This is a genomic window from Lacrimispora sp. YZC11 (genome assembly GCF_057543815.1).
On record NZ_BAAJYQ010000017.1, the window covers coordinates 200,899 to 222,337 of the forward strand.

The following is a 21,439-nucleotide window of genomic DNA, read 5'->3' on the forward strand; positions in this document are numbered from 1 at the left end:
ACGATTATTCACCCTTATGAATTGGAAGGAATATTCACCCATTGCTGCTTCTGATTGCTTTCAAAGATTTTACTGCACAATACCATTTCGTGGAGTCCATCCTCAAAGGTGGCATACTCACCGATGACTTTAGGATTGTCAATGCTGTTATACACATTGGCAAAGCACTGCTTAAAGGCGTCGGGAAAGCCCTCCAGATGACCGAAAGGATAGGCAATCAGAGGCCTGGTATTGGAATGAACCGTAGCGATGCCTTTTTCCATCACCTGGTTGTAGCTGTCCCGCTGGCCGATGGTCAGCTGATTGCAGACTTCACTGTTCCACTCCGCAGATTTCCTGTAGCCGCCTACCAATAAGTCGATTGCCACGGATTTGCCTGCGATTACTTGGGAAAAGAAAGCGCTTCCCTTTGCGCCGTTGCTGAACCGGAACATAACACTGGCATTATCTTCTGTATCAATGGCAATGTCCTCATAATCTTCCTCTGCGAATTTTTCTTTCGAAAAGGCAATTACATGTCCCTTTGGTTTTTTGCGGGTAGGATGAATCGTCGAAAAATCTGCATTTACTGCAACGATTTTTTGCCCTGTCACATATTCGGCCAGATCCATCCAATGAGATCCGATGTCGGCAACAGCGCGTGTGCTGCCGGATTCGGAAGAATTCAGACGCCAGCTGTAATCGGTCTCGTACAAAAGCCAGTCCTGGGTATAGCTTCCGGTAATAGAGAAAATTTCACCTAATTCACCGTCCTGAATTACATTTTTTAAATGGTTGTTCATAGGATAGAAGCGGTTGTGAAAATTGATGGCCGCAATTAATCCGGTTTCCCTGGCTTTTGCTGTCAGTGCCTGGGCTTCTTCTATGGATACGCACATGGGCTTTTCGCAGATAATGTGAACTCCGTGGTCCATGGCGTACATTGCGATTTCAAAATGAGTATTATTGGGAGTGCAGATATGTAACACATCCAGTTTCATGGTATCAATCATCTGCCTGTAGTCAGTAAAATACTGCGGGACATTTAAGGACTCAGCCGCTTCTTTTGCGCTGATTGTATCAGCAAGAGCCACGACTTCAACGTTTCCAAGACGCCTTACGGTTTCAACATGGACTCGTCCGATAAAGCCGGTTCCAACAACTCCCATTCTGTAAATTTTCATATTCGATTCCTTCTTTCCTTATTGGGTTGTGATTTGTATGGATAAAAAGCCATCATAATAATCCTTCCATAGAGCAGGCTCCTGAGGCAGATATTCACGGCAGGGAAAAGCCTCCTTTACCAGAGCCCGTCCTTCCTCCACGGACCGGATCTGTCCGTCAGCCATGAGCTGCATCATGATATTGCCGATGGCAGTGGCCTCTGCCGGACCGGCATATACGGGAAGGCCGCAGGCATTTGCAGTGAATTGGCACATCAGCTTGCTTTGGGCGCCGCCGCCCACAATATGGATGCCGGTAAATGCTTTCCCAGTATGTTTTTCCAGCAGCTGTAAATTCCATCGGTATTTACAGGCCAGGCTTTCGTAGACACACCGCACCATTTCTCCCAGGTTGAGGTGTACGTCCCCATACCGTTTCCGGCAATTGCTCTGGATTTTCTCCGGCATATTTTCCGGAGAGAAAAAAACTTCCGCATCTACATCAATGACATATTGAAAGGGGTTAGCCAAAGCAGCCATTTCCTCCAGCTGTGAATAGGAATAATCGGTTCCCCGTTCCCGGTAATAGGCTCTGATCTGCTGAATGATCCAGGTGCCCATGACATTGCGCAGAATCCGGTGATGACCATGGTAACTGCCTTCATTTGCAATATTGTATTGAAAGCCATACTCATTGATGATGGGAAGCTCCGTCTCGGTACCGATCAGAGCCCAGGTCCCGCAACTGATCATGGCGTGGTCCTGGCCGGCCTGGGCGGCCAGAAAGGCGGAGGCAGTATCGTGTTCGCATACGGCGGCGATCTGAAAGCCTTTGGTGTTTAGCTGGGCATTGAATTCTTCCGTAGTTTTGCCTATCATATTTCCCGGATAGGAAATATCCGCAAAAATATGAGAAGGGATTTGGTAACGGTCTAAAATGACCGGACTCCAGGATCGGAGGTCATAGTCATACAGCTGACTGACGGAAGCCAGTGTGTATTCGGTTTGCTGCCGTCCGGAAAGGAAATATATCAGAAGATCCGGTATGAAAAGCAATTTGTTCCCTTCCTGATAATAATAGGACTGTTTTTCAAAATACATGGAAGCAAGCTGCATCAGTGTATTGAACCTGGCATTCTGGTTTCCGTTTACACGGTACAGCTCTGAGGGAGACATGACACGGTATATTTCCCCGGCATGTTTCACCGTCCGGTCATCCCGGTAGCAGTGAACCTGAGAAAGCAGCTCTCCTGTTGGCGAAACAAAGGCATAGTCATTGCAGAAACTGTCGATGCCAAGTGACCGTATGTCATCCCCCGTAATATTTACCGCAATGCGCAGGCCATGAACCAGCTCCCGGTAAATTTCAAGTATATTCCAGTACAGGCCTCCGGAGAGTGATACGGGGCCGTGTCCGAACTGGTGCAGGACCCGGATGGACAGGTGGTGATCCTCGTAGCTGCCAAGTACTATTTTGCCGCCGCTCCCGCCTAAATCAAATGCAACGTAATTCATAATGCTCCTCCTGGTGAAGATTGTTATTTTGCTGCAAGAACCTCCACATTGGAATATTTTAAATAAGCCAGCTGGGCTAAATCCGTTTTGCTATCCGTTATAATATAATCAATTTCGGATAGGTCCATTAGATAAACCTGACCAACCTGATTGAATTTGGTGTAGTCGGCTAATAAGTATTTGGTCTGGGAATGGAGAAGCAGAGCTTTTTTTATATCGATTTCGTGGATTCCGGAATCGGTTATGTGGTTGCTGCTGTTAATTCCCGTGCACGAGAAAAATGCTTTATTTGGATAATAGTGTGCAGCGTTTTCAATTGCAATATTCCCATAAATGGACAGGTTTGAATTTTTGAAAATTCCGCCCAGGCATACAACGGTATGATTTGGGTTTAGGTTTTTGGAGCATTCAAGCAGAAAAGATATGGAATTTGTTATAAAGGTGACTAAAATATCCGGAGGTATATATTTGTACAGAGATAAACAGGTGGAGCTGTTATCAATGAAAATTGTATCTCCGTCCTGAATGACCGAAGCAGCAGCTTTGCAGATCAGCCGTTTTTCCTCCACATTCTGAATGTTCCGGACCTGTATGGGTGATTCATAATTCTTCCTGTGATTAGGGAACGATGCCCACTGTAAGACAGCTCCGCCGTGAGTGCGTTTCAAAGCACCGGATTCTTCCAGCTCACATAAGTCCCTACGTATAGTTTCCCTGGAGATATGGAAGGATTGGGCTAATTCCGCTACAGTAACACTGCCATTGCTTTTTAGCCGATACATAATTTCCGATTGACGTTCCAAATTGTACATACCGTTAACCCTTTGCTGTTAGTATAAAGCTTTATTCCTTTCCGATCAAGCTGCCGGTGATCGAACAGAATGCATCGCATTCAATCCGCTCCAGCATACTGTAAGCCAAATAAATATCCGGACCGGATACAACCACGCCATGAAGGGGAAGGATTACGCCGATGGGCTTTTTCATGGCCAATTCCCGGTGATCTTCGAAATACTGGTAAACATTCATGGAAAGCTCAGGTGTATAGGCTTTGGTGTACTCAATACAGCCCACATAGCCTCTGCCCATGGTTGCTTCCGTCAGATTGGGGATAGGAGCGGATTTTGCCACAAACGGCATACAGTAAAAGGGATGGGCATGTATGGTGCATCCGATTTCTTTGAAATTTTTTAAAATAAGAACATGCATCAGGCCTTCCCTGGAAAGCTTTCCCGTACCTTCCAGGATGTTCTCCTCGTAGTCAATCAGAAGGAAATCCTCCGGCCTTAAGTCACAGTGCTTCTGTTCCGACATCAGGGACGGACTGATCAGAACCCGGTTTTCATCTGCCCGTACGGCAAAATTACCGCCTGCGGCGTTGGTTAAACGACGTTCCCACATTAATTTGGCAACCTTGCACATTTCTTCACGCAATTCGATATAGGATAAATTACTCAATGTTAACACTCCTTTTCTTATCATGTAATTTCCGTTATTTGTACCTGTGATTCCAATTCCTTTGCCCGGTTTAAATCGAAGCCAACCGAGGACGAGGATTCCGCTGTGGCGGCAGAAATTGCCGTGGCCAGACGTAATGTATCGGAAAATGAATAATTTTGCTGCAAGCCATAAATAATTCCAGACAGGAAGCAATCTCCGCAGCCTATGGTATTTTTAACCGCAATCTTAGGCGGCTGTACCCGGTAAATTCCTTCCGGTGTTTTTACAATGGAGCCGTTTCCGCCCAAAGAGACTGCTATGACGGGAATGCGGTACTTTTCCAGGGACTGAATGGCATGGATGATTTTTTCATCCGTATCCAGCGTTTCATTGCAGAGGCTGGACAGCTCATCCAGATTGGGCTTGATTAAATAGGGGGATTCCTGAATGCACTGTCTTAAGGTCTCTCCGCTGGTATCCAGAAAGACTTTTAAGTCTTTGTGCTTCAGCCTCCGGATTATGGTGTTGTATATGGCAGAATCCGGACAATTGGTTGCGTCACCGGACAGAACAAGATAGTCTCCATCGTCTATCTGACTGATCATGTTCCGGATCAGCTGGTCAAGCTCCATCTGCTTCAGCAATACGCCCCTGGAAGCTAAGGTTGAGCAGTGGCCGTTCTCTTCTATAATTAAATAGTTGGTCCGGCTGTCCGTATCAGCAGTCTCATCCATGATAAAATTAGTAAGGATTCTGTGCTCATTCAATAAATGAATGATTTTTTTTCCTGTGGGACCATGGGCGATTCCAAAAGCAGCACTGTCCAGACCGAGAAGTTTCAGATTAATGGAAACATGAGTTCCTTTGCCGCCAATGGTGTCATCGGAATACTGCAATCGGTTGGTTATGTCTTTTTGGAAATGTTCTAAATACAGAAGCTTGTCTATGGCAGGATTTAAAGTTACGGTATGTATCATTTCTTAGGTATACTCCTTTCCCTGATGTATTTTTGCTGGAGTGTGTGTTTTTGACCGTAATATTTGCGTATACGATTAAAAAATAAAGAAATCATTTAACTCCAACCACATAGTAACACGAAACGGGCATAAACGCAACATTAATTTTGATTATCTTTTAAAACACACAAAAACGGTTACTCTAATTTGTGCAAATATGACAAAAAATAATGATATTGAAAATTTTTATTGAAATAAACGTAAATACATGATATATTACACACATAAACAAAAACAAACGCACAAATGCAAATAGGAGGACGATATGGATTACAAAAAAACATTACTAGAACCAATTAAAATAGGAGACCGGATAGCACCTAACCGTTTTTTTATTCAGGCAATGGAATGTAATTCGGAAGATGAAACGGGCAATCCCTCGGAGGAGACGACAGAAAGATACTGCAATCTGGCAAGAGGAGAGGCCGGTCTTATTTCCTTGGAAGCGATTACGGTGACCAGAGAAAGCCGTGCCAGAGATAATCAGCTGACAATCATGCCTAAGAATGAGAAACCCTTAACCGCTTTTGTTGAAAAGGTTCATGCAGCCAATCCTGAATCCCTGTTTATATTTCAGCTGACACATTCAGGGGAAATATCCAATCCGGCATTTTCCAAACGGGTGACACCCAATCCTCTTCCGGGATACGGCGGAGAGCTTCTGACAGAAAAGGATGTTGAAAAGATCATGGACAGCTTTGTGACTGCGGCCAAGATTGCCTATAACGCCGGAGCAGATGGCATCGATATGAAATTATCCCATGGATACTTAGGCTGCCAGATGATTCGTCCCCACAACAGCAGGGACTGGAAATACGGCGGAAGTTGGGAGAACCGGAGCCGGTTTGCTTTTGAATTAATTGAGAGGATCCGAAAAGAAATACCGGACCAGAAGTTCCTGGTGGGATCGAAAATATCTGCCTGGGAAGGCTTTCCGGGAGGCTTTGGTACAGACGGCCCCGGTTCGCCGATCATGGACTTAACGGAACCCCTGGCTCTGATCAAGGGCTTAGAAGAGAGAGGGGCAAACTTTATTATTCAATCTGCAGGCAGTCCGTCCATTACCATCAGCCTGACGCAGGTGGACAGACACATTCCATACTATGCTTATCTGCATCAGTATTGGGCAAAGGAGTTCCGAAAGGTGCTCAAACCGGAAACCGTAGTCATAGGCTCCAATTTCTCTCCTTACCGGAATGGAAAAAATGACTTGTGTGCAGTAACACCGGAGGAGAGCAATCTTCTCAATTACGGTGCCTGGTGTGTTGAAAATCATGTGACGGATATGATTGGCCTGGGTAGACAGTCATTTGCTGATCCGTTTTTACCGAAAAAGCTCAGGGAAGGGAAAGAAGAGGAAATCAAGTTCTGTCTTCTCTGCGACAAATGTCTGGAACTGCTGATCCAGCAGAGCAAAGTAGGATGCTGCGCCTATGATAAGGCGGCTCATGAGGAACTGGTCAGAACGCGTAAGGAGAAAGGTAACTTAAGGACTCATCATACCTAATGTGGTGATCAAATAAATTTTAACTTATTGGAGGAGGAACAATGGTAAAAAAACTAGGAGTGCTTTTCATGACAGTGGTCCTGCTGGGAAGCATGGTTGTTGGGTGCGGACAAAACACATCCAAAAGTGGCAGCAATGATGGAAAAGAGAGTTCAAACACAGCAGTCACCAGTAAAGAGGATCAGACTTCGGCAAGTGCAGCGGAGAAAACTGCCGGCCTGATCGGTATTGCCCTTCCCGCGGCTGACCACGGCTGGGTTGCGGGAACTATTTACTATGCGGAACAGAAATGTAAGAGTCTGGGGCTTGATGAGGGAAGCGGCTATAAAATAGTGACTTCCGCCAATGTAAATGAACAGGCGAATCAGATTGATGAATTGATTGCCCAGAAATGTTCCGCAATTGTTCTGCTGCCTCATAATGATGAAGTATCAATAGCGGCACAAAAAATAATTGATGCAGGAATCAAGCTGATCGTATTTGACCGTAAGGTTACAGGCGATTATACCGCTTATGTTGCCGGAAATAATGCCGGCATCGGTACGAATGGGGCAAAATACCTGGGCGATAAACTGGGCGGAACGGGTATCGTTGCGGTCATGTCTGCTCCCAGTGTTGGCTCTGTCAGTGTAGAACGGACCGAAGCCTTTGAAAAGGAAATGGCGGCAGCCTATCCGGATATTCAGATGATTAAAGTTTCTGCCTCCGGGTTTACTCAGGAAGCCGGTTTGTCCATGGCTACGGACATGCTGGTGGCAAATCCTCAGATCGATGCGGTATTCTCCATTGATGATGAGCCGTCTCTAGGGATTCTCCAGGCGGTCAAGGATGCCAACCGGACCGATGTGAAGTACATATCCGGGGGAGGAGGCGCTCAGTCCTGGTATTCCAAGATTCAGAAGGAAACCGGTATCAACTGCTTTACGGAAACCTACAGTCCTTCCATGATCAGTGATGCCATTCAGGCGGCAAAGGATATTCTGGACGGGAAATACGTACCAAAGGATACCATCATTGAGCCGTCCACTGTTGACTTAAGCAATGTTGCAGATTTTGTGAATTCAGATTCCCCATATTGATGAAAGAATAAGAGTGCAAAAAAGCAGGCTGTTGTATTTTCGGTAAGATGTACGGCAGCCCTGCTTTCAACAGGAGTGAGTGTTATGAGCGAATACATAATCAAAATGTGCGGTATTGAAAAAGCGTTTGGAGCAAACTGTGTGCTGCATCACGTGGATTTTTCTTTGAAAAAAGGCAGCATTCATGCCTTGCTTGGGGAAAACGGAACTGGAAAGACGACGTTAATGAATATTCTGGGCGGGGTAATTCCAGGGGATGCAGGGGAAATTGCAATTGATGGAGCTGTCAATAAAATTGGAGACCGAATGCATGGGAATCTGAATGAGATTGCATTTATTCATCAGGAACTGACTCTGATCAATGATTTAAACATTTATGAAAATCTGTTTTTGGGCCGTGAACTGAAAAAGGGCGGCCGGTTGGACAAAAAAAGTATGTATGACCAGGCGGCGGAAATCCTGGGCAGAATGAAGATCGATCTGGATCCGGCTGCAAGAGTGGAGGATATCAATGCCTCATATAAGCAGATTGTAGAAATAGCAAGGGCATTGATGAAAAATTCGAAAGTTATCATTATGGATGAACCTACCACATCACTGACCAATGTGGAAATTGCCCATGTGTTTCATATCATGAAGGAATTGAAATCACAGGGAATCAGTTTCGTATTTATTTCCCATAAATTAAACGAAGTAATGGAAATCTGTGATTCGTATACGGTAATGAGAGATGGCTGTGTAGTCAGCAGCGGAGCTGTTGGACCTGATGTTTCGGAGCAGCTCCTGGCAAAGTATATGGTTGGTAAAGAACTGTCCTATAATGATTTATATATGGAAAGAGAAATCGGCCCGGACATCCTGCAGGTACAAAATTTATCCAGAGCCTCAGAATTTACAAATATTAATTTTCATGTGGGCCAGGGCGAAATTGTGGGATTTACGGGACTGCTGGGAGACGGCAGATACGAGGTCTTTCATACTGTGTATGGCTGTAATAAGCAGTATACAGGGGATATTTTTATACGTGATTCCAAGTATAAAATGGACAGTACAGTAAAAGCTAAGAAGCTGAAGATTTCTTATTTGCCAAGAAACAGAAAAGAGAACGGCATTATTAAGGATTTAAGCATTGCCCATAATTTGTCCATATCCATCATAAAAAAGCTGCAGAAGCACCTCTTTATTGAAAAGAAGAAAGAGAAACAATTCAATCAGGATTATGTGGAGAAGTTAAATATCAAACTGAATCATTTAAATGATCTGATAGTAAGTCTTTCCGGCGGAAATCAACAGAAGGTTATTCTGGCCAGGGCACTGAGCTCCAACCCGGATCTGGTCATCCTGGATAATCCAACACAGGGCGTGGATATCGGAGCAAAGCTGGAGATATACGGAATTATCATGCAGCTTGCCAAAGAAGGAATGAGCTTTGTTGTTCTTTCCAGTGAGGCCCAGGAAGTGCTCATGCTGTGTGACCGGATTTATGTGATGTATCACGGGGAAATACGAAAGGAATTCCCGCGGGAAGAAGCGAATGAGGAGAATATTATGATTGTTGCCACAGGCGGCAAGCTATAATGAAGATGGAAAGGTGGTATACAATGAAAGGAACTGGTTCATCAAGAGACTGGAAAAAGGCAGCCAGCAACAACAGCGCTCTGATTGCATTTGTTGTTCTGTTTCTTTTGGCGGTGTCATTGAAAGGGACAATGTTTCTGTCCTGGAACAACATTATTAATATTTTAAGAAACAACTCGATTATTGGAATCATCGCTCTGGGCATGACTCTGATCATTATTACCGGAGGAATCGATTTATCCGTAGGGTCCCAGCTTGCTATGATCGGGTTTGTGGCAATTAAGGTACTTAATACGACCCAAAGCATTGTGCTGACAATTCTGGTATCCGTGGCAACAGCAATCGTTTTCGGCTTTTTAACCGGAGTTCTGGTGGCAAAGTTCAGAATTCCAGCCTTTATCACTACCCTGGGGACGATGACCATGTACCGGTCCATATCCCAATATCTTCTCAATGGGGGAGGCGTTATGGCCAGCGGAGAAAAAATGGATGCCTACATAAAAATATCCAATACCAATTTATTCGGCAAAATCCCCATGCCCATCATTTACTGGGTGATCTGTGTGGTCATCATCCATCTGCTGGTCAACCATACCGGAATAGGAAGACATATTTACGCAGTGGGAAGCAATGAGAAAGCTACGTTATTGTCGGGAGTATGTGTCAGTAAGGTGAAGTATTTTGTGTACACAGTATCTGCAGTTTTAGTTGCCGTTGCCACCATAGTGGAAACCTCCCGACTGGGGAGCATCAATTCCTCGTCTTCCGGCTCCAGCTATGAAATGGATGCCATTGCGGCAGCCGTCATCGGCGGAACAAGCATGTCCGGTGGCAAGGGGAAGATCCTGTTTACGGTTTTCGGCACACTGACCCTGGGCATTATCAATAATATGATGAATCTGCTGGGCGTAAATGCATTTTTAGTCGGTGCGGTAAAAGGGGCGATTATCATTGTGGCAGTTCTTTTACAGACCAGATTGAATAAGGAATAAGGACGGAACATGGATCATGATACAGTGATCAGTTCCACGCCGTAGTTGGCGAGATAGCTGCAGTTGCTTCTGTCTGCCTGGCTGTCTGTAATGATATAGTCTATATTGTTAAAAGAAGATAAAAAGATCTGTCCGTCTTTCTCGAATTTGCTGTGGTCTGCCAATACAAACACCTGGTTAGACAATTCAATCATCAGCTTCTTGGTCTCCAGCTCCTGGATGCTGGAATCAGTGATCATACGGTTGGCAGAGATTCCCGAGCAGGAAAGAAACGCTTTATTGGGATAATATACCTTGGCATTATCCAGTGACATATTGCCGTAGATGGATAAGTTGGAGCTTTTGAATATGCCTCCCAGGCATATGTACATATGGTTCTGGTTATTCAATTTAGCGGCTTCCAGTAAGAACTGTATGGAATTGGTTATGAATGTCACTGGTATATTGGCGGGGACATACTGTGCTAAATAGGCAGTTGTAGAACTATTGTCCACAAAAATGGTATCCTCCGGTTGGATATAGGAGGCCGCCAGCTTGCAGATGGCCTGTTTTTCCTGAAAGCGGCGTATTCCCCGGACGGATACAGGATATTTATCCTGCATGGCGGCACTGCTTGTTTTGGGTTCCACGGGCATGGCACCGCCATGGGTCCGGATCAGGACTCCTTCCCGCTCCAAATCCCGGAGATCCCGGCGGATTGTTTCCTTTGATGTCTGAAATTGTGCGGCTAATTCGGCAACATTCACATTTTTGTGTGTTTCCAACAAATTTATGATTTCTGATTTTCGTTCTATATTATACATGGCGCCTCCGGTTTCTTGATATGAAAATACTTGATTAAGCTCATAATATCAATTGTTCCGGGGATAGTCAATACATATTGTGATAATAAAAGTTGATTTATAACAGAAATAATTATACAATAACAGAAACAAACGGGCATAAAAAGAGGAAGTAAACAAATAGCAAGGAAACGATAATATTGAGGAGGTAGCAATATGAAACTGGGATTTTTTTCTGCCAATTTTAGTGAGAAACCGTTGGAGGAGGTAGTGAAGCTTGTATCGTCCTATGGCTATGAAACTCTGGAGATCCCTGCTTATGAAGGCAATGGACAACTGGAGACAAAGGACGTTATAAAAGGCAATGCCGCTTCCGATGTCCGGAAAATGGTTCAGAGCTATGGAATGTCCATACAGGCATTAAGCAATCATGCCGATTCATTTCTGATTATGGGACCTACCGGCAAGGAAACAGACTTCATTTACAAGGGGACCCCGGAAGAGAAGATCAAGCATGGAACCGAAAGTCTGATACGCACGGCCCAGGCAGCCAATGCCCTGGAGGTGCCCATTGTAGTCGGATATCCGGGAGTGGAAAACTGGGGCAGATTTTTCTTCTTTCCCTATGGAGAGGGCTGGAAAGAATACGAAGAACAGTTTGCGGAGCGTTTTACGCCGATTCTGGATAAGTTTCAGGAATATGGAGTGAAATTTGCCATTGAGATTCATCCAAACAGTTTTGTATATGATATCTACACGGCCGAAAAGGCGTTGGAGCTGGTAAACTATCATCCGGCACTGGGATATAATTTTGATCCGGCCAATATTATGTATCTGATGATCGATCCAGCCATTGTAATCGACCGACTGAAAGACAGGATTTTTCATGTGCATGCAAAGGATGCGGAGCTGGCCTCCCATAACCTTCCTACAGGAGGAACCCTGATGCATGGAGATATGTCGGCATTAAACCATACCTACCGGTTCCGGATCCCGGGCTGGGGACAGGTGGAATGGAAACGGGTCATTACGGAGCTTTCCATGGTGGGCTACAACGGTTCTTTAAGCTATGAACATGAGGATGTTACCATGAGCAGAATGGACGGAGTGGAAAAAGTAGCTCAGTACTTAAAGCCCCTCATTATCAAAAATCCCTATGAGGGAAGAACGGACAAATTATTTAGCAAAGAATAGGGGAATTAAAACACATGTTTTATGTATTTTTTATTTCGGTCACACTCTAGGAAATGCACCCAACGTAGTAAAAAAATTGATGGTATTCCGAGAGCTTTGTCCGAAACCAGTGCCTGACGCCTTCTTTAGCATATGCCAGTATGCAGAAAGATAGGCTTCAGGCTCCTTCCCTTTGCAGAATATAGACATTTTAACTTTCCCTTTTCTGCTGTTGGGTAACTGGGCTGCCGGAACCCAGTTGCAGACAGCAGGCGTTCTACTGAATTGACCTTTTTGCGGTGCTCATAGAGCTGGTCATCAATAGCAGTTAAAAGGCAGCTTCTGGCTGCCAGAATACCATAAGTCATGTCAGCGACAAACTTTCTGTCAGGTTTAAAGAACAAGCCTATGGGTATACCTAACAGTCCATCAGCTTGCAGGCTGCCACGCCCACAATAGTTGAAATTAAAGTGGCAATAAGCGCCGGTCCCACCACGGCCATTGGATTGAGACTGCCGTACTGGCTTCTGTAGGCGATCATATTAACCGGTATTAACTGCAGGGAAGAAATATTAATGATAAGAAAGGTGCACATCTCATTATTTGCAGTCCCTTCCGGAACCGGCTTAAGGGAATATTTCCCGGAAACTTCTCCTTTTCTCCGCTTCTCCTCCAGTTCCTTTAAGGCCTCCATGGCCTTAAGCCCTGCCGGTGTAGCTGCCCAGCCAAGCCCCAGAATATTGGCGATGATATTGGTCGATATGTATTCAAGCGCCGGGTGATCATCCGGAATCCGGGGAAAAAGGAAACGGAGTATGGGGCTCATTTTCTGGGACATCCGTTCGATCAGCCCTGATTTCCGCCCAACCTCCATGATGCCGCTCCAGAAGGACATGATTCCCAGCATGGTGATGCATAACATAACAGCTTCCTTTGCAGAGGTCAAAGCCCCGTCTGTCACCCCGTTTAAATTTCCATGGAAAGCCCCCCAAAGGACTCCCACCAGCATCATAAAGGCCCATAAATAATTCAGCATTGCTCTTTCCTCTTCTTAACAGCTTTCACTTCTTTCTTAATTCATCTTATTCCCTCCGAAATGACCTTATGTGTTTTCCATGTTACAAATTCAGGGTAAAGTAAAGCATCCTTTGACAATAACAAGCAGAGGATATTTACAACCATATGAAAAATACCGCAAAGCAACGGACTTTCCGTTGCTTTGCGGTATTCGAAGATCTTACGCATTTTCCCTGTCATTTGTCAGATTCAGCTTGTCCAGCACAAAGAACATTAAACCCATCAGCATTCCTACCACACATGCAAGTACCATACCTGATAACTGGATGCTTCCAAGCTTTACGGCAACACCGGAAAGTCCTGTTACAAAGATAACTGATGTCATGGCCATATTTCTGGATTTTCCGTAATCTACCTGTGCATCAACCAGAATACGAATACCTGAGGCTCCAATCATTCCATACAGTAAGAATGAAATTCCGCCGATTACGGGCCCTGGAATTGTGTTGATTAATGTTGTCATCTTTCCGATAAAAGAACAGATAACTGAGAGAACAGCTGCTCCCCCGATCACATAGACGCTGTATACCTTTGTCATTGCCATAACACCGATATTTTCCCCATATGTGGTTGTGGGCACAGAACCAACAAAACCGGAAAGTGTGGTTGATATATAATCACCCAGCAAAGAGCGGTGAAGTCCGGGATCTTTTATCAAATCTCTTTCCACTATCTTACTGGTTACAATCTGATGACCAATATGTTCTGAAGTTACGACCAGAAGCACCGGAAGAATAATGACAATTGCTTCCCATTTGAACTTTGGTGTTGAAAAATTAGGCAAGGACAACCATGCAGCCGCGCTGATCTCACCAAAATCTACAATACCGCATAAAAGTGCTGACACATAACCTACAATAATTGCAATCAGAATGGGGATAACAGATAAGAATTTTCTGAATACCACAGAACCAAGCACTGCTGTCAATAGAGTTACCAGAAAAACAATGACATTTCTCATATCAATCATTTCATCCTTAAGGCCTGCATTGGTTGCCGCTGTTCCAGCCAGCTCCAGTCCAATCAGCGCTACAACCGGTCCCATAGCCGCCGGAGGAAGAACGATATCAATCCAGTCAGAACCGAATTTATAAATAATCAGTGCCAGAACACAACCGCAAAGACCCACTGCTACAAACCCGCCCAGGGCATAATTATAGCCCCATTTGCTGATAACAATTCCTGCCGGTGCCAGGAACGCAAAACTGGAGCCAAGGTATGCCGGTGCTTTTCCCTTTGTTATGAAAATAAATAATAACGTTCCGATTCCATTCATGAACAGTACAACTGCCGGGTTGATTCCAAATATAAAAGGAACCAGGACTGACGCCCCGAACATTGCGAACATATGCTGGATACTTAAGGGCACCAGCAACTTAAATGGCACTTTTTCTTCCACCTGAATGATTTTCTTGCTTTCCATACAGCTCTCCATTTCTCTCTTAGTCTTCTTAATAATTTTTTATCTTTCCCATTATAGCACTACCTCTATTTTCACGCAACCACTTAAAAATCAGTCTTATCTGCCGAAGTACCGGAAAAAAGGCTGCAGCTCCAGTTTCTTTAAACCGGCAGCTTAGCAGCCCCTTTTATTCAGATACCCCACAACAAGCTGCGGGGTATCTGACCCGTGAGCAGTCGCCAAAGTCAAGCAAGCTTGGCCTTGGCTCGTTGCCTCCACGAGAATCAATTCTCACCAACCAGATCTTTCATAACCTCTTCTACGGTTTCCATCCTTGTTGCAAGATGAGCCTTGCTTCCACAAAAGATAAGCCCTTCCTCGGTCCGTCCTTCCGCAGAGTTCACCAAAGCCTTTGTAATGCAATAAGGAATGGTCTTCCTGTCGCATTTATCCAGACATTGATAACAATGCTCCAGTCGGAAAGGCGTCTCTCCCACTGCCTTTAAGAATGTATTTTTTATGGCCCTTCCAGGCATTCCCACCGGGCTTTTGGTAATGACGATATCCTCTTTTTTTGCATGAAGATACGCCTGCTTAAACTCTTCCGGGGCATCGCATTCCACGGTGGTCACAAAACGGGTCGCCACCTGGACGCCGTCGGCTCCCAGGGAGAGCTGGTGCATAACATCCTCATGGGAGTAAATGCCTCCTGCAGTCACCACAGGGATTACTTTATTGTACTTATCTCCATATTCCTTTACCAGCCGTATGATGCCTTTTACCTCTTCCTCATACTCCGCCTGCTTATAGGTGTGTTCCACATCCTCTGTATCCACTCCAAGGTTTTCTAAATCCTCTCTGGAAAATCCTAAGTGTCCTCCAGCCAATGGTCCCTCCACAACTACCAGGTCAGGTGCCCGATGGTATTTGCGGTCCCACATCTTGCAAATAACCATGGCAGACTTAACCGTTGATACAATGGGAGCTATCTTGGTCTTTAACACGATTCCGGCCTCTTCTGCAGCCTCTGCCACATATTCCGGCAGGCTTACAGGAAGCCCGGCTCCGGATATGATCAAATCCGCCCCGGCCTTTACCGCCTTCTTCACATAGCTGGCATAACTTTTCGTGGCAACCATAATGTTAAAGCCTATGATGCCCTCCGGTGCGATTGCCCTTGCCTTTTTCATTTCCTGTCCAATGGCCCGTAAATTTGCTTCCAAAGGATTTACCTTAAAATCAGGCTCCCGAAAGCCGATTTGAGCCGTGGAAATGATTCCGATCCCTCCGGCCTTTGCCACTGCTCCTGCCAGGGAGGAAAGACTGATTCCAACTCCCATACCGCCCTGGATCACCGGATGGCTCGCCACCAGTTCTCCTATTACCAAAGGTTTTAATGTTCCCATTACATTCTCCTAAATCTTTCATATCTTTGATCTGCAAGTTCTTCCTTTGTCATGGTAAGGAAAACGGCAAAAAATTCTTCCATGGCCTTATCCATTTCTTCCGCAATTGCGGAAAGATTCTCTGCACAGGCCGGCTCTTCTTCCGAAATCACCCGCTCTATGAGACCTAACTCCATTAAATCCCTGGCCGTGATCTTCATGACCCTGGCTGCATCATTTGCTTTTTTGCTGTCCTTATACAGAATCGAAGCAAAGCCCTCGGGAGAGAGGATGGAATAAATGGAATTCTCCATCATCCAGACTTCATTGCCAACTGCCATGGCGAGAGCGCCGCCGCTTCCTCCCTCTCCGATAACGATGGAAAGAACCGGCACGGTTAAATCTGCCATTTCAAATAAATTTCTGGCGATGGCCTCTCCCTGTCCCCTCTCCTCGGCCTCCAGGCCGCAGAAGGCTCCCGGCGTATCCACAAAGCAGATGACCGGACGGCCGTAAGTTTCTGCCTGTTTCATTAAGCGCAGGGCTTTCCGGTATCCTTCCGGGGAAGGCATTCCAAAATTGCGTTTGATGTTATCCTTTGTATTTTTCCCCTTTTCCTGTCCGATGACCGTAACAGGAATTCCATGGAAAGAGGCAATCCCGCCTACGATTGCACCGTCATCTTTATAATAACGGTCTCCGGCAAATTCCATAAAATCATCAAACAGTGCACGAATGTAATCCGATGCCACCGGCCGGTCCGAGCTTCTGGATAACAATACCGTATCCCAGGCGCTTCTTTTATTCTTTCTCAACCGGAAGAACTTCTTTTTTCCACCATTTGATTCCACATTAGCCCGGTTATCCACAGGAAGTTCCTTTTTGTTTTGGGGATTGTGGAGCTTTAAAATGTTTGCAAGGGTTACCTTCATCTCTTCCCTGGGCACGATCTTGTCAATGAAGCCATGTTCAAGCAAAAATTCCGCCCTTTGGAACCCCTCCGGCAGCTTCTGTCCGATGGTCTGTTCAATCACCCGGGGGCCTGCAAATCCGATCAGGGCGAAAGGTTCTGCCAGAATGATGTCACCCAGCATGGCAAAGCTGGCCGTCACTCCTCCTGTGGTAGGATCCGTAAGGACACTGATATAAAGCTGGCCAGCCTGATGATGGCGCTTTAAGGCTGCCGAAGTCTTTGCCATCTGCATGAGCGATACGATCCCTTCCTGCATCCTGGCTCCCCCGGAGCAAGCAAAAAGAATGACCGGAAGCTTCTCCTTTGTGGCACGTTCCACAGCTCTCGCGATCTTCTCCCCCATCACATGACCCATGCTGCTCATGATGAAACGGGCGTCACAGACACCGATTACCGCCTTCTGGCCGCTGATTTCACAGCTTCCGGTGACAATCGCTTCGGAAAGCCCGGTCTTTTCCCTGGCTGCCGCGACCTTTTTATCATAACCCGGAAAATCAAGGGGATTTTTAAATTCCATCTCCTTATCCCATTCTTCAAAGGTACCCTCATCCGCCACCATTTCAATTCTCTGGTAAGCATGGAGGCGAAAATACCCCTTGCATTTGGGACAGATGAAATGATTGCTTCTCACATCCTCCACATAAATGGGCTGGCAGCATTTATTGCACTTCCTCCACAGCCCGGCCGGAATGCCTGGTTCCTCAGACTTTTCAAGATCCTTGTATTTGCTGTCTATTAGTGTATAGGTTTTCTTAAACATGCTTTTTAACATAAGACCGCTCCTTTACCTGCCTACCGGACATAATCCGGGAAATATTTCGGGATAAAATCCGTATCCACATCTCCGCCCCGGTAAGCCTCATGACTCAGGATATCAAACTGGAAATCCACATTTGTCTCAATTCCTTCAATGATCAGTTCTCCAAGAGCGCTTCTCATCTTTAAGATGGCTTCCTCCCGGTCCTTACCGTGGACAATCATCTTCATCAGCATGGAATCATAGTTGGCCGGAACCTTATATTCGTTATAAATGTGTGTGTCAATGCGGACTCCATTGCCTCCGGGCACATGTACATTTTTTATAAGGCCCGGACAGGGCATGAAGTTTTTCGCCGGATTTTCTGCATTGATCCTGCATTCAATGGCATGGCCTGTAATAACTACATCCTCCTGACTTACGCTAAGAGGCTCTCCTGCCGCGATCCGGATCTGTTCCTTGATTAAATCCAGGCCAGTTACCATTTCCGTCACCGGATGTTCCACCTGGATGCGGGTGTTCATTTCCATAAAATAAAAATTCTTATATTTATCCAGAAGGAACTCAATGGTTCCCGCATTCTCATATCCGACAGCCTTGGCCGCACGGACCGCAATCTCTCCCATGCGGGTCCTCAGTTCCTCAGAAATAGCTGCTGACGGGGATTCTTCCAGAACCTTTTGATGGCGTCTTTGAATGGAGCAGTCACGCTCTCCTAAATGCACCACATTTCCAAGCTTATCCGCCATGATCTGAAATTCAATGTGCCTTGGCTTTTCAATATATTTCTCAATATACATGGTATCATCGGAAAATCCCTTTACCGATTCCATCTGGGCATTTTTAAAGTTAGCATCAAAATCCTCCAGGCCTCTGGATATCCTCATGCCTTTTCCGCCGCCTCCTGAGGAAGCCTTGATCATAACAGGAAAACCGATCTTTTCTGCCATTGCTTTCGCCTCTTCCACCTGACGGACCGCTTCCTTTCCGCCTGGGACCACGGGAACTCCTGCTTCCATCATAGTCTTTCTGGCCTCGGATTTATTTCCCATCTTCCCTATTACTTGTGCGGAAGGTCCGATAAAGGTAATGTTACATTTTTCACAAAGTTCCGCAAATCTTGCATTTTCCGAAAGAAAGCCAAATCCCGGATGAATGGCATCCGCTTTCATGGCTACGGTGGCCGTGAGGATCCTCTCCATGTTTAAGTAGCTCTGGGTCGAGGGTGCAGGGCCAATGCAGATAGCTTCATCAGCCAATAAGGTATGAAGACTTTCCCGGTCCGCCTCTGAATAAACGGCAACCGTTTTAATCCCCATTTCCCTGCAGGCTCTTATGATACGTACCGCAATCTCTCCGCGGTTAGCAATTAAAATCTTATCAAACATAAGCCTCACCTATCCAATCATAAATGTCAGTTCCGCACTGGCGGCCAGCTTCCCGTCCACGGTTGCGGTGGCCTTTCCCACACCAACAGGACCTTTGCGCTTAATAATCTCACATTCCAGCTTAAGCCTTTCTCCCGGTATGACCTTATGCTTGAATTTTGCCTTATCAATACCACCAAAATAACCGATTTTCCCTTTATTTTCTTCCAGGCTTAACATTGCTACTGTACCTACCTGTGCCAGGGCCTCTATGATCAGGACTCCCGGCATTACCGGCTCTGCCGGAAAATGTCCCTGGAAAAAAGGTTCATTATAAGACACACATTTATATCCAACCGCTCTCACTCCAGGTTCAAACTCCTCGATACAATCTACCAGTAAAAACGGGTGTCTGTGGGGAATGATCTCCTGAATTTCCTTAATACCTAACATAATGCGCCCTCCTACTTTTAAAAGAGAGGCCCAGCCTCTGGGCCTCTCTTATCATTCATAACTGCTTACCGGATACGGAACAGAGGCTGACCGTACTCCACCACATCTTCGTTTCCGACCAAAATAGCTTCCACCACGCCATCGCATTCACATTCGATCTCATTCATCAGCTTCATAGCTTCGATGATTCCCAGTACCTGCCCCTTCTTTACCTGATCTCCAACCTTTACAAAAGGTTCACTGTCAGGAGACGATGCATTATAAAAGGTTCCCACCAAAGGAGAGGCTACAAGTATTTCCGAACAGATGTCATTTCCCGCCTCTTCCACGGTGTTCCCGGAAGGAGTGCCTGCCGAAAGCGCCTGCTGGGCGAAAACTCCTGCTGCCATTTCTGCCTGAACCACAGGATTTCCTGATATCGTCACAATTTCTCTTTCTTTTTCTTTTTTAAAGGAAAGCTTTAAGTTTCCATCTTCCATCTTAAAGCTGGTCAGTTCATTTTCATTGACAGCCTGCATCAGCCTGATAATATCATTAATCTCCATAAACTGCCTCCTATTGTTCAAACTTCTTCACAAGAATGCTGGCATTATGTCCGCCAAATCCAAGGGAATTGCTGATAGCATACGTCACATCACAGGCAACGCCTTCCCCTTTGGTGTAATCCAGATCACAGCCTTCCCCCTCTTCTAAAAGGCCGGCAGTTGCATGAACAAATCCATCCTGAATGGATTTTACACAGGCAATGAACTCTATTCCTCCTGCAGCGCCTAAGAGATGGCCCACCATGGACTTGGTGGAGCTGATCTTTACATCCTTTGCATGGCCGCCTAAGGCAGTCTTGATGGCCATGGTCTCAAATAAGTCATTGTGATGAGTGCTGGTACCATGGGCATTCACATAATCAATATTCTCAGGAGTAATTCCGGCATCCTTTATGGCTTCGGTCATGGCTCTTGCCGCACCGCTTCCATCCTCGGCCGGAGAAGTGATGTGATATGCATCACAGGTTGAACCATAACCAACCACTTCGCCGTAAATGACCGCATTCCTTGAAAGAGCATGCTCCAGCTCTTCTAAAATAACCACGCCGGCTCCTTCTCCCATGACAAAGCCGCTTCTGTCCTTATCAAATGGGATGGATGCACGAAGGGGATCATCGGCAGTCGTAAGTGCCGTAAGAGCTGTAAATCCTGCCACGCCGATAGGAGTGATGCTGGCTTCTGCTCCTCCTGCCACCATCGCATCCGCCTCTCCGTACTGGATGGAACGGAAGGCTTCCCCAATGGAATGGGTTCCGGTGGCACAGGCAGTCACCACATTGATGCATTTTCCTTTTAATCCAAACTGAATTCCCACATTTCCGGCTGCCATATTGGATATCATCAAGGGAACCAGAAGGGGGTTTACCCTGCCCGGTCCCTTTTCAAGAAGCTTTTTATTCTCCCTCTCTAAGGCCTGCAGGCTTCCGATTCCCGAACCAACGCTTACGCCCACACGGTATGGGTCTTCCTTTTCCATATCAATGCCTGATGTCTCAAGCGCTTCCTTTGAGGCCGCCACGGCAAACTGGGCAAAACGCTCCATTCGCTTCGCTGCCTTTACATCCATATACTCCTTTGGATCAAAATCCTTTACCTCGGCAGCCAGCTTTGCCTTATAATCCGTTGTATCAAACTGGGTGATCGGTCCGATCCCCACCTTATTTTCTTTTAAACCATTCCAATAGCTTTCCACATCTTTTCCAATTGGGGTAATGGCACCCATACCGGTTACTACAACTCTTCTCTTCATACCGTCT

At 45.8% G+C, this 21,439-nt stretch carries 19 protein-coding genes; 5 read left to right on the forward strand and 14 right to left on the reverse strand.

What is annotated here, in order from left to right; genetic code table 11:
- Positions 1-14: 14 nt before the first annotated feature.
- The 5 genes from AC27IJ_RS20240 to AC27IJ_RS20260 are packed head-to-tail and all read right to left on the reverse strand — an operon-like array spanning position 15 to position 5,074.
- A complete protein-coding gene (locus AC27IJ_RS20240) occupies positions 15-1,163 on the reverse strand; it encodes a Gfo/Idh/MocA family protein (RefSeq protein WP_487150566.1) in 1,149 nt (382 codons plus the stop codon).
- A gap of 18 nt (positions 1,164-1,181) precedes the next feature.
- Positions 1,182-2,657, reverse strand: coding sequence for a rhamnulokinase (locus AC27IJ_RS20245; protein WP_487150568.1), 1,476 nt, complete (start codon positions 2,655-2,657; stop codon positions 1,182-1,184).
- A 23-nt stretch (positions 2,658-2,680) separates the two neighbouring features.
- Positions 2,681-3,469, reverse strand: a complete 789-nt coding sequence (locus tag AC27IJ_RS20250; RefSeq protein ID WP_487150570.1) for a DeoR/GlpR family DNA-binding transcription regulator — start codon at positions 3,467-3,469, stop codon at positions 2,681-2,683.
- A 31-nt stretch (positions 3,470-3,500) separates the two neighbouring features.
- Positions 3,501-4,115, reverse strand: a complete 615-nt coding sequence (locus AC27IJ_RS20255; protein WP_312445400.1) for a class II aldolase/adducin family protein — start codon at positions 4,113-4,115, stop codon at positions 3,501-3,503.
- A gap of 20 nt (positions 4,116-4,135) precedes the next feature.
- Positions 4,136-5,074, reverse strand: coding sequence for a 1-phosphofructokinase family hexose kinase (locus tag AC27IJ_RS20260; RefSeq protein ID WP_312445398.1), 939 nt, complete (start codon positions 5,072-5,074; stop codon positions 4,136-4,138).
- A gap of 304 nt (positions 5,075-5,378) precedes the next feature.
- On the opposite strand from AC27IJ_RS20260, the gene AC27IJ_RS20265 reads away from it, so the two are divergent.
- The 4 genes from AC27IJ_RS20265 (at position 5,379) to AC27IJ_RS20280 (ending at position 10,269) form a co-directional block, all read left to right on the forward strand.
- The gene (locus AC27IJ_RS20265) at positions 5,379-6,620 is read left to right on the forward strand and encodes an oxidoreductase (protein ID WP_487150573.1); all 1,242 of its coding nucleotides are present in this window, start codon (positions 5,379-5,381) and stop codon (positions 6,618-6,620) included.
- A gap of 41 nt (positions 6,621-6,661) precedes the next feature.
- A complete protein-coding gene (locus AC27IJ_RS20270) occupies positions 6,662-7,699 on the forward strand; it encodes a substrate-binding domain-containing protein (RefSeq protein ID WP_487150575.1) in 1,038 nt (345 codons plus the stop codon).
- Positions 7,700-7,783: 84 nt separating this feature from the next.
- Positions 7,784-9,277 carry a sugar ABC transporter ATP-binding protein gene (locus tag AC27IJ_RS20275; protein WP_487150577.1) on the forward strand — a complete coding sequence of 498 codons (1,494 nt, stop codon included), beginning with the start codon at positions 7,784-7,786 and terminating at the stop codon, positions 9,275-9,277.
- A gap of 23 nt (positions 9,278-9,300) precedes the next feature.
- Positions 9,301-10,269 (forward strand): ABC transporter permease, encoded by a 969-nt coding sequence (locus tag AC27IJ_RS20280; protein ID WP_312445392.1) that lies wholly within the window; start codon positions 9,301-9,303, stop codon positions 10,267-10,269.
- 14 nt (positions 10,270-10,283) lie between these two features.
- Here the strand turns inward: AC27IJ_RS20280 and AC27IJ_RS20285 are convergent, their stop codons facing one another.
- Positions 10,284-11,072, reverse strand: a complete 789-nt coding sequence (locus AC27IJ_RS20285; protein WP_312445391.1) for a DeoR/GlpR family DNA-binding transcription regulator — start codon at positions 11,070-11,072, stop codon at positions 10,284-10,286.
- A 195-nt stretch (positions 11,073-11,267) separates the two neighbouring features.
- Between AC27IJ_RS20285 and AC27IJ_RS20290 the strand changes: the two genes are divergently transcribed.
- A complete protein-coding gene (locus tag AC27IJ_RS20290; protein ID WP_312445390.1) occupies positions 11,268-12,245 on the forward strand; it encodes a sugar phosphate isomerase/epimerase family protein in 978 nt (325 codons plus the stop codon).
- Between the two features lie 397 nt (positions 12,246-12,642).
- On the opposite strand, the gene AC27IJ_RS20295 is transcribed toward AC27IJ_RS20290, so the two are convergent.
- From AC27IJ_RS20295 to fabF, 8 genes are all read right to left on the reverse strand, one after another.
- Entirely contained in the window at positions 12,643-13,260 is a 618-nt protein-coding gene (locus AC27IJ_RS20295) for a nucleoside recognition domain-containing protein (protein WP_487150580.1), read from the reverse strand.
- 201 nt (positions 13,261-13,461) lie between these two features.
- A complete protein-coding gene (gene uraA, locus AC27IJ_RS20300; protein WP_312445388.1) occupies positions 13,462-14,724 on the reverse strand; it encodes a uracil permease in 1,263 nt (420 codons plus the stop codon).
- Positions 14,725-14,987: 263 nt separating this feature from the next.
- A complete protein-coding gene (locus tag AC27IJ_RS20305) occupies positions 14,988-16,109 on the reverse strand; it encodes an NAD(P)H-dependent flavin oxidoreductase (protein ID WP_312445386.1) in 1,122 nt (373 codons plus the stop codon).
- The gene (locus AC27IJ_RS20310) at positions 16,109-17,833 is read right to left on the reverse strand and encodes an acetyl-CoA carboxylase carboxyltransferase subunit alpha (protein ID WP_487150583.1); all 1,725 of its coding nucleotides are present in this window, start codon (positions 17,831-17,833) and stop codon (positions 16,109-16,111) included. The genes AC27IJ_RS20305 and AC27IJ_RS20310 overlap by 1 nt, the downstream gene beginning before the upstream one ends.
- 20 nt (positions 17,834-17,853) lie before the next feature.
- Positions 17,854-19,206 (reverse strand): acetyl-CoA carboxylase biotin carboxylase subunit, encoded by a 1,353-nt coding sequence (locus AC27IJ_RS20315; protein ID WP_312445383.1) that lies wholly within the window; start codon positions 19,204-19,206, stop codon positions 17,854-17,856.
- Positions 19,207-19,215: 9 nt separating this feature from the next.
- Positions 19,216-19,638: a 3-hydroxyacyl-ACP dehydratase FabZ gene (fabZ, locus tag AC27IJ_RS20320; protein WP_312445381.1), complete on the reverse strand. Its 423-nt coding sequence runs from the start codon at positions 19,636-19,638 to the stop codon at positions 19,216-19,218.
- Positions 19,639-19,703: 65 nt separating this feature from the next.
- Complete coding sequence (gene accB, locus AC27IJ_RS20325; RefSeq protein WP_312503452.1) at positions 19,704-20,183, reverse strand: acetyl-CoA carboxylase biotin carboxyl carrier protein; 480 nt, start codon at positions 20,181-20,183, stop codon at positions 19,704-19,706.
- 10 nt (positions 20,184-20,193) lie between these two features.
- Positions 20,194-21,432: a beta-ketoacyl-ACP synthase II gene (fabF, locus tag AC27IJ_RS20330; RefSeq protein ID WP_313153506.1), complete on the reverse strand. Its 1,239-nt coding sequence runs from the start codon at positions 21,430-21,432 to the stop codon at positions 20,194-20,196.
- Positions 21,433-21,439: the final 7 nt, after the last annotated feature.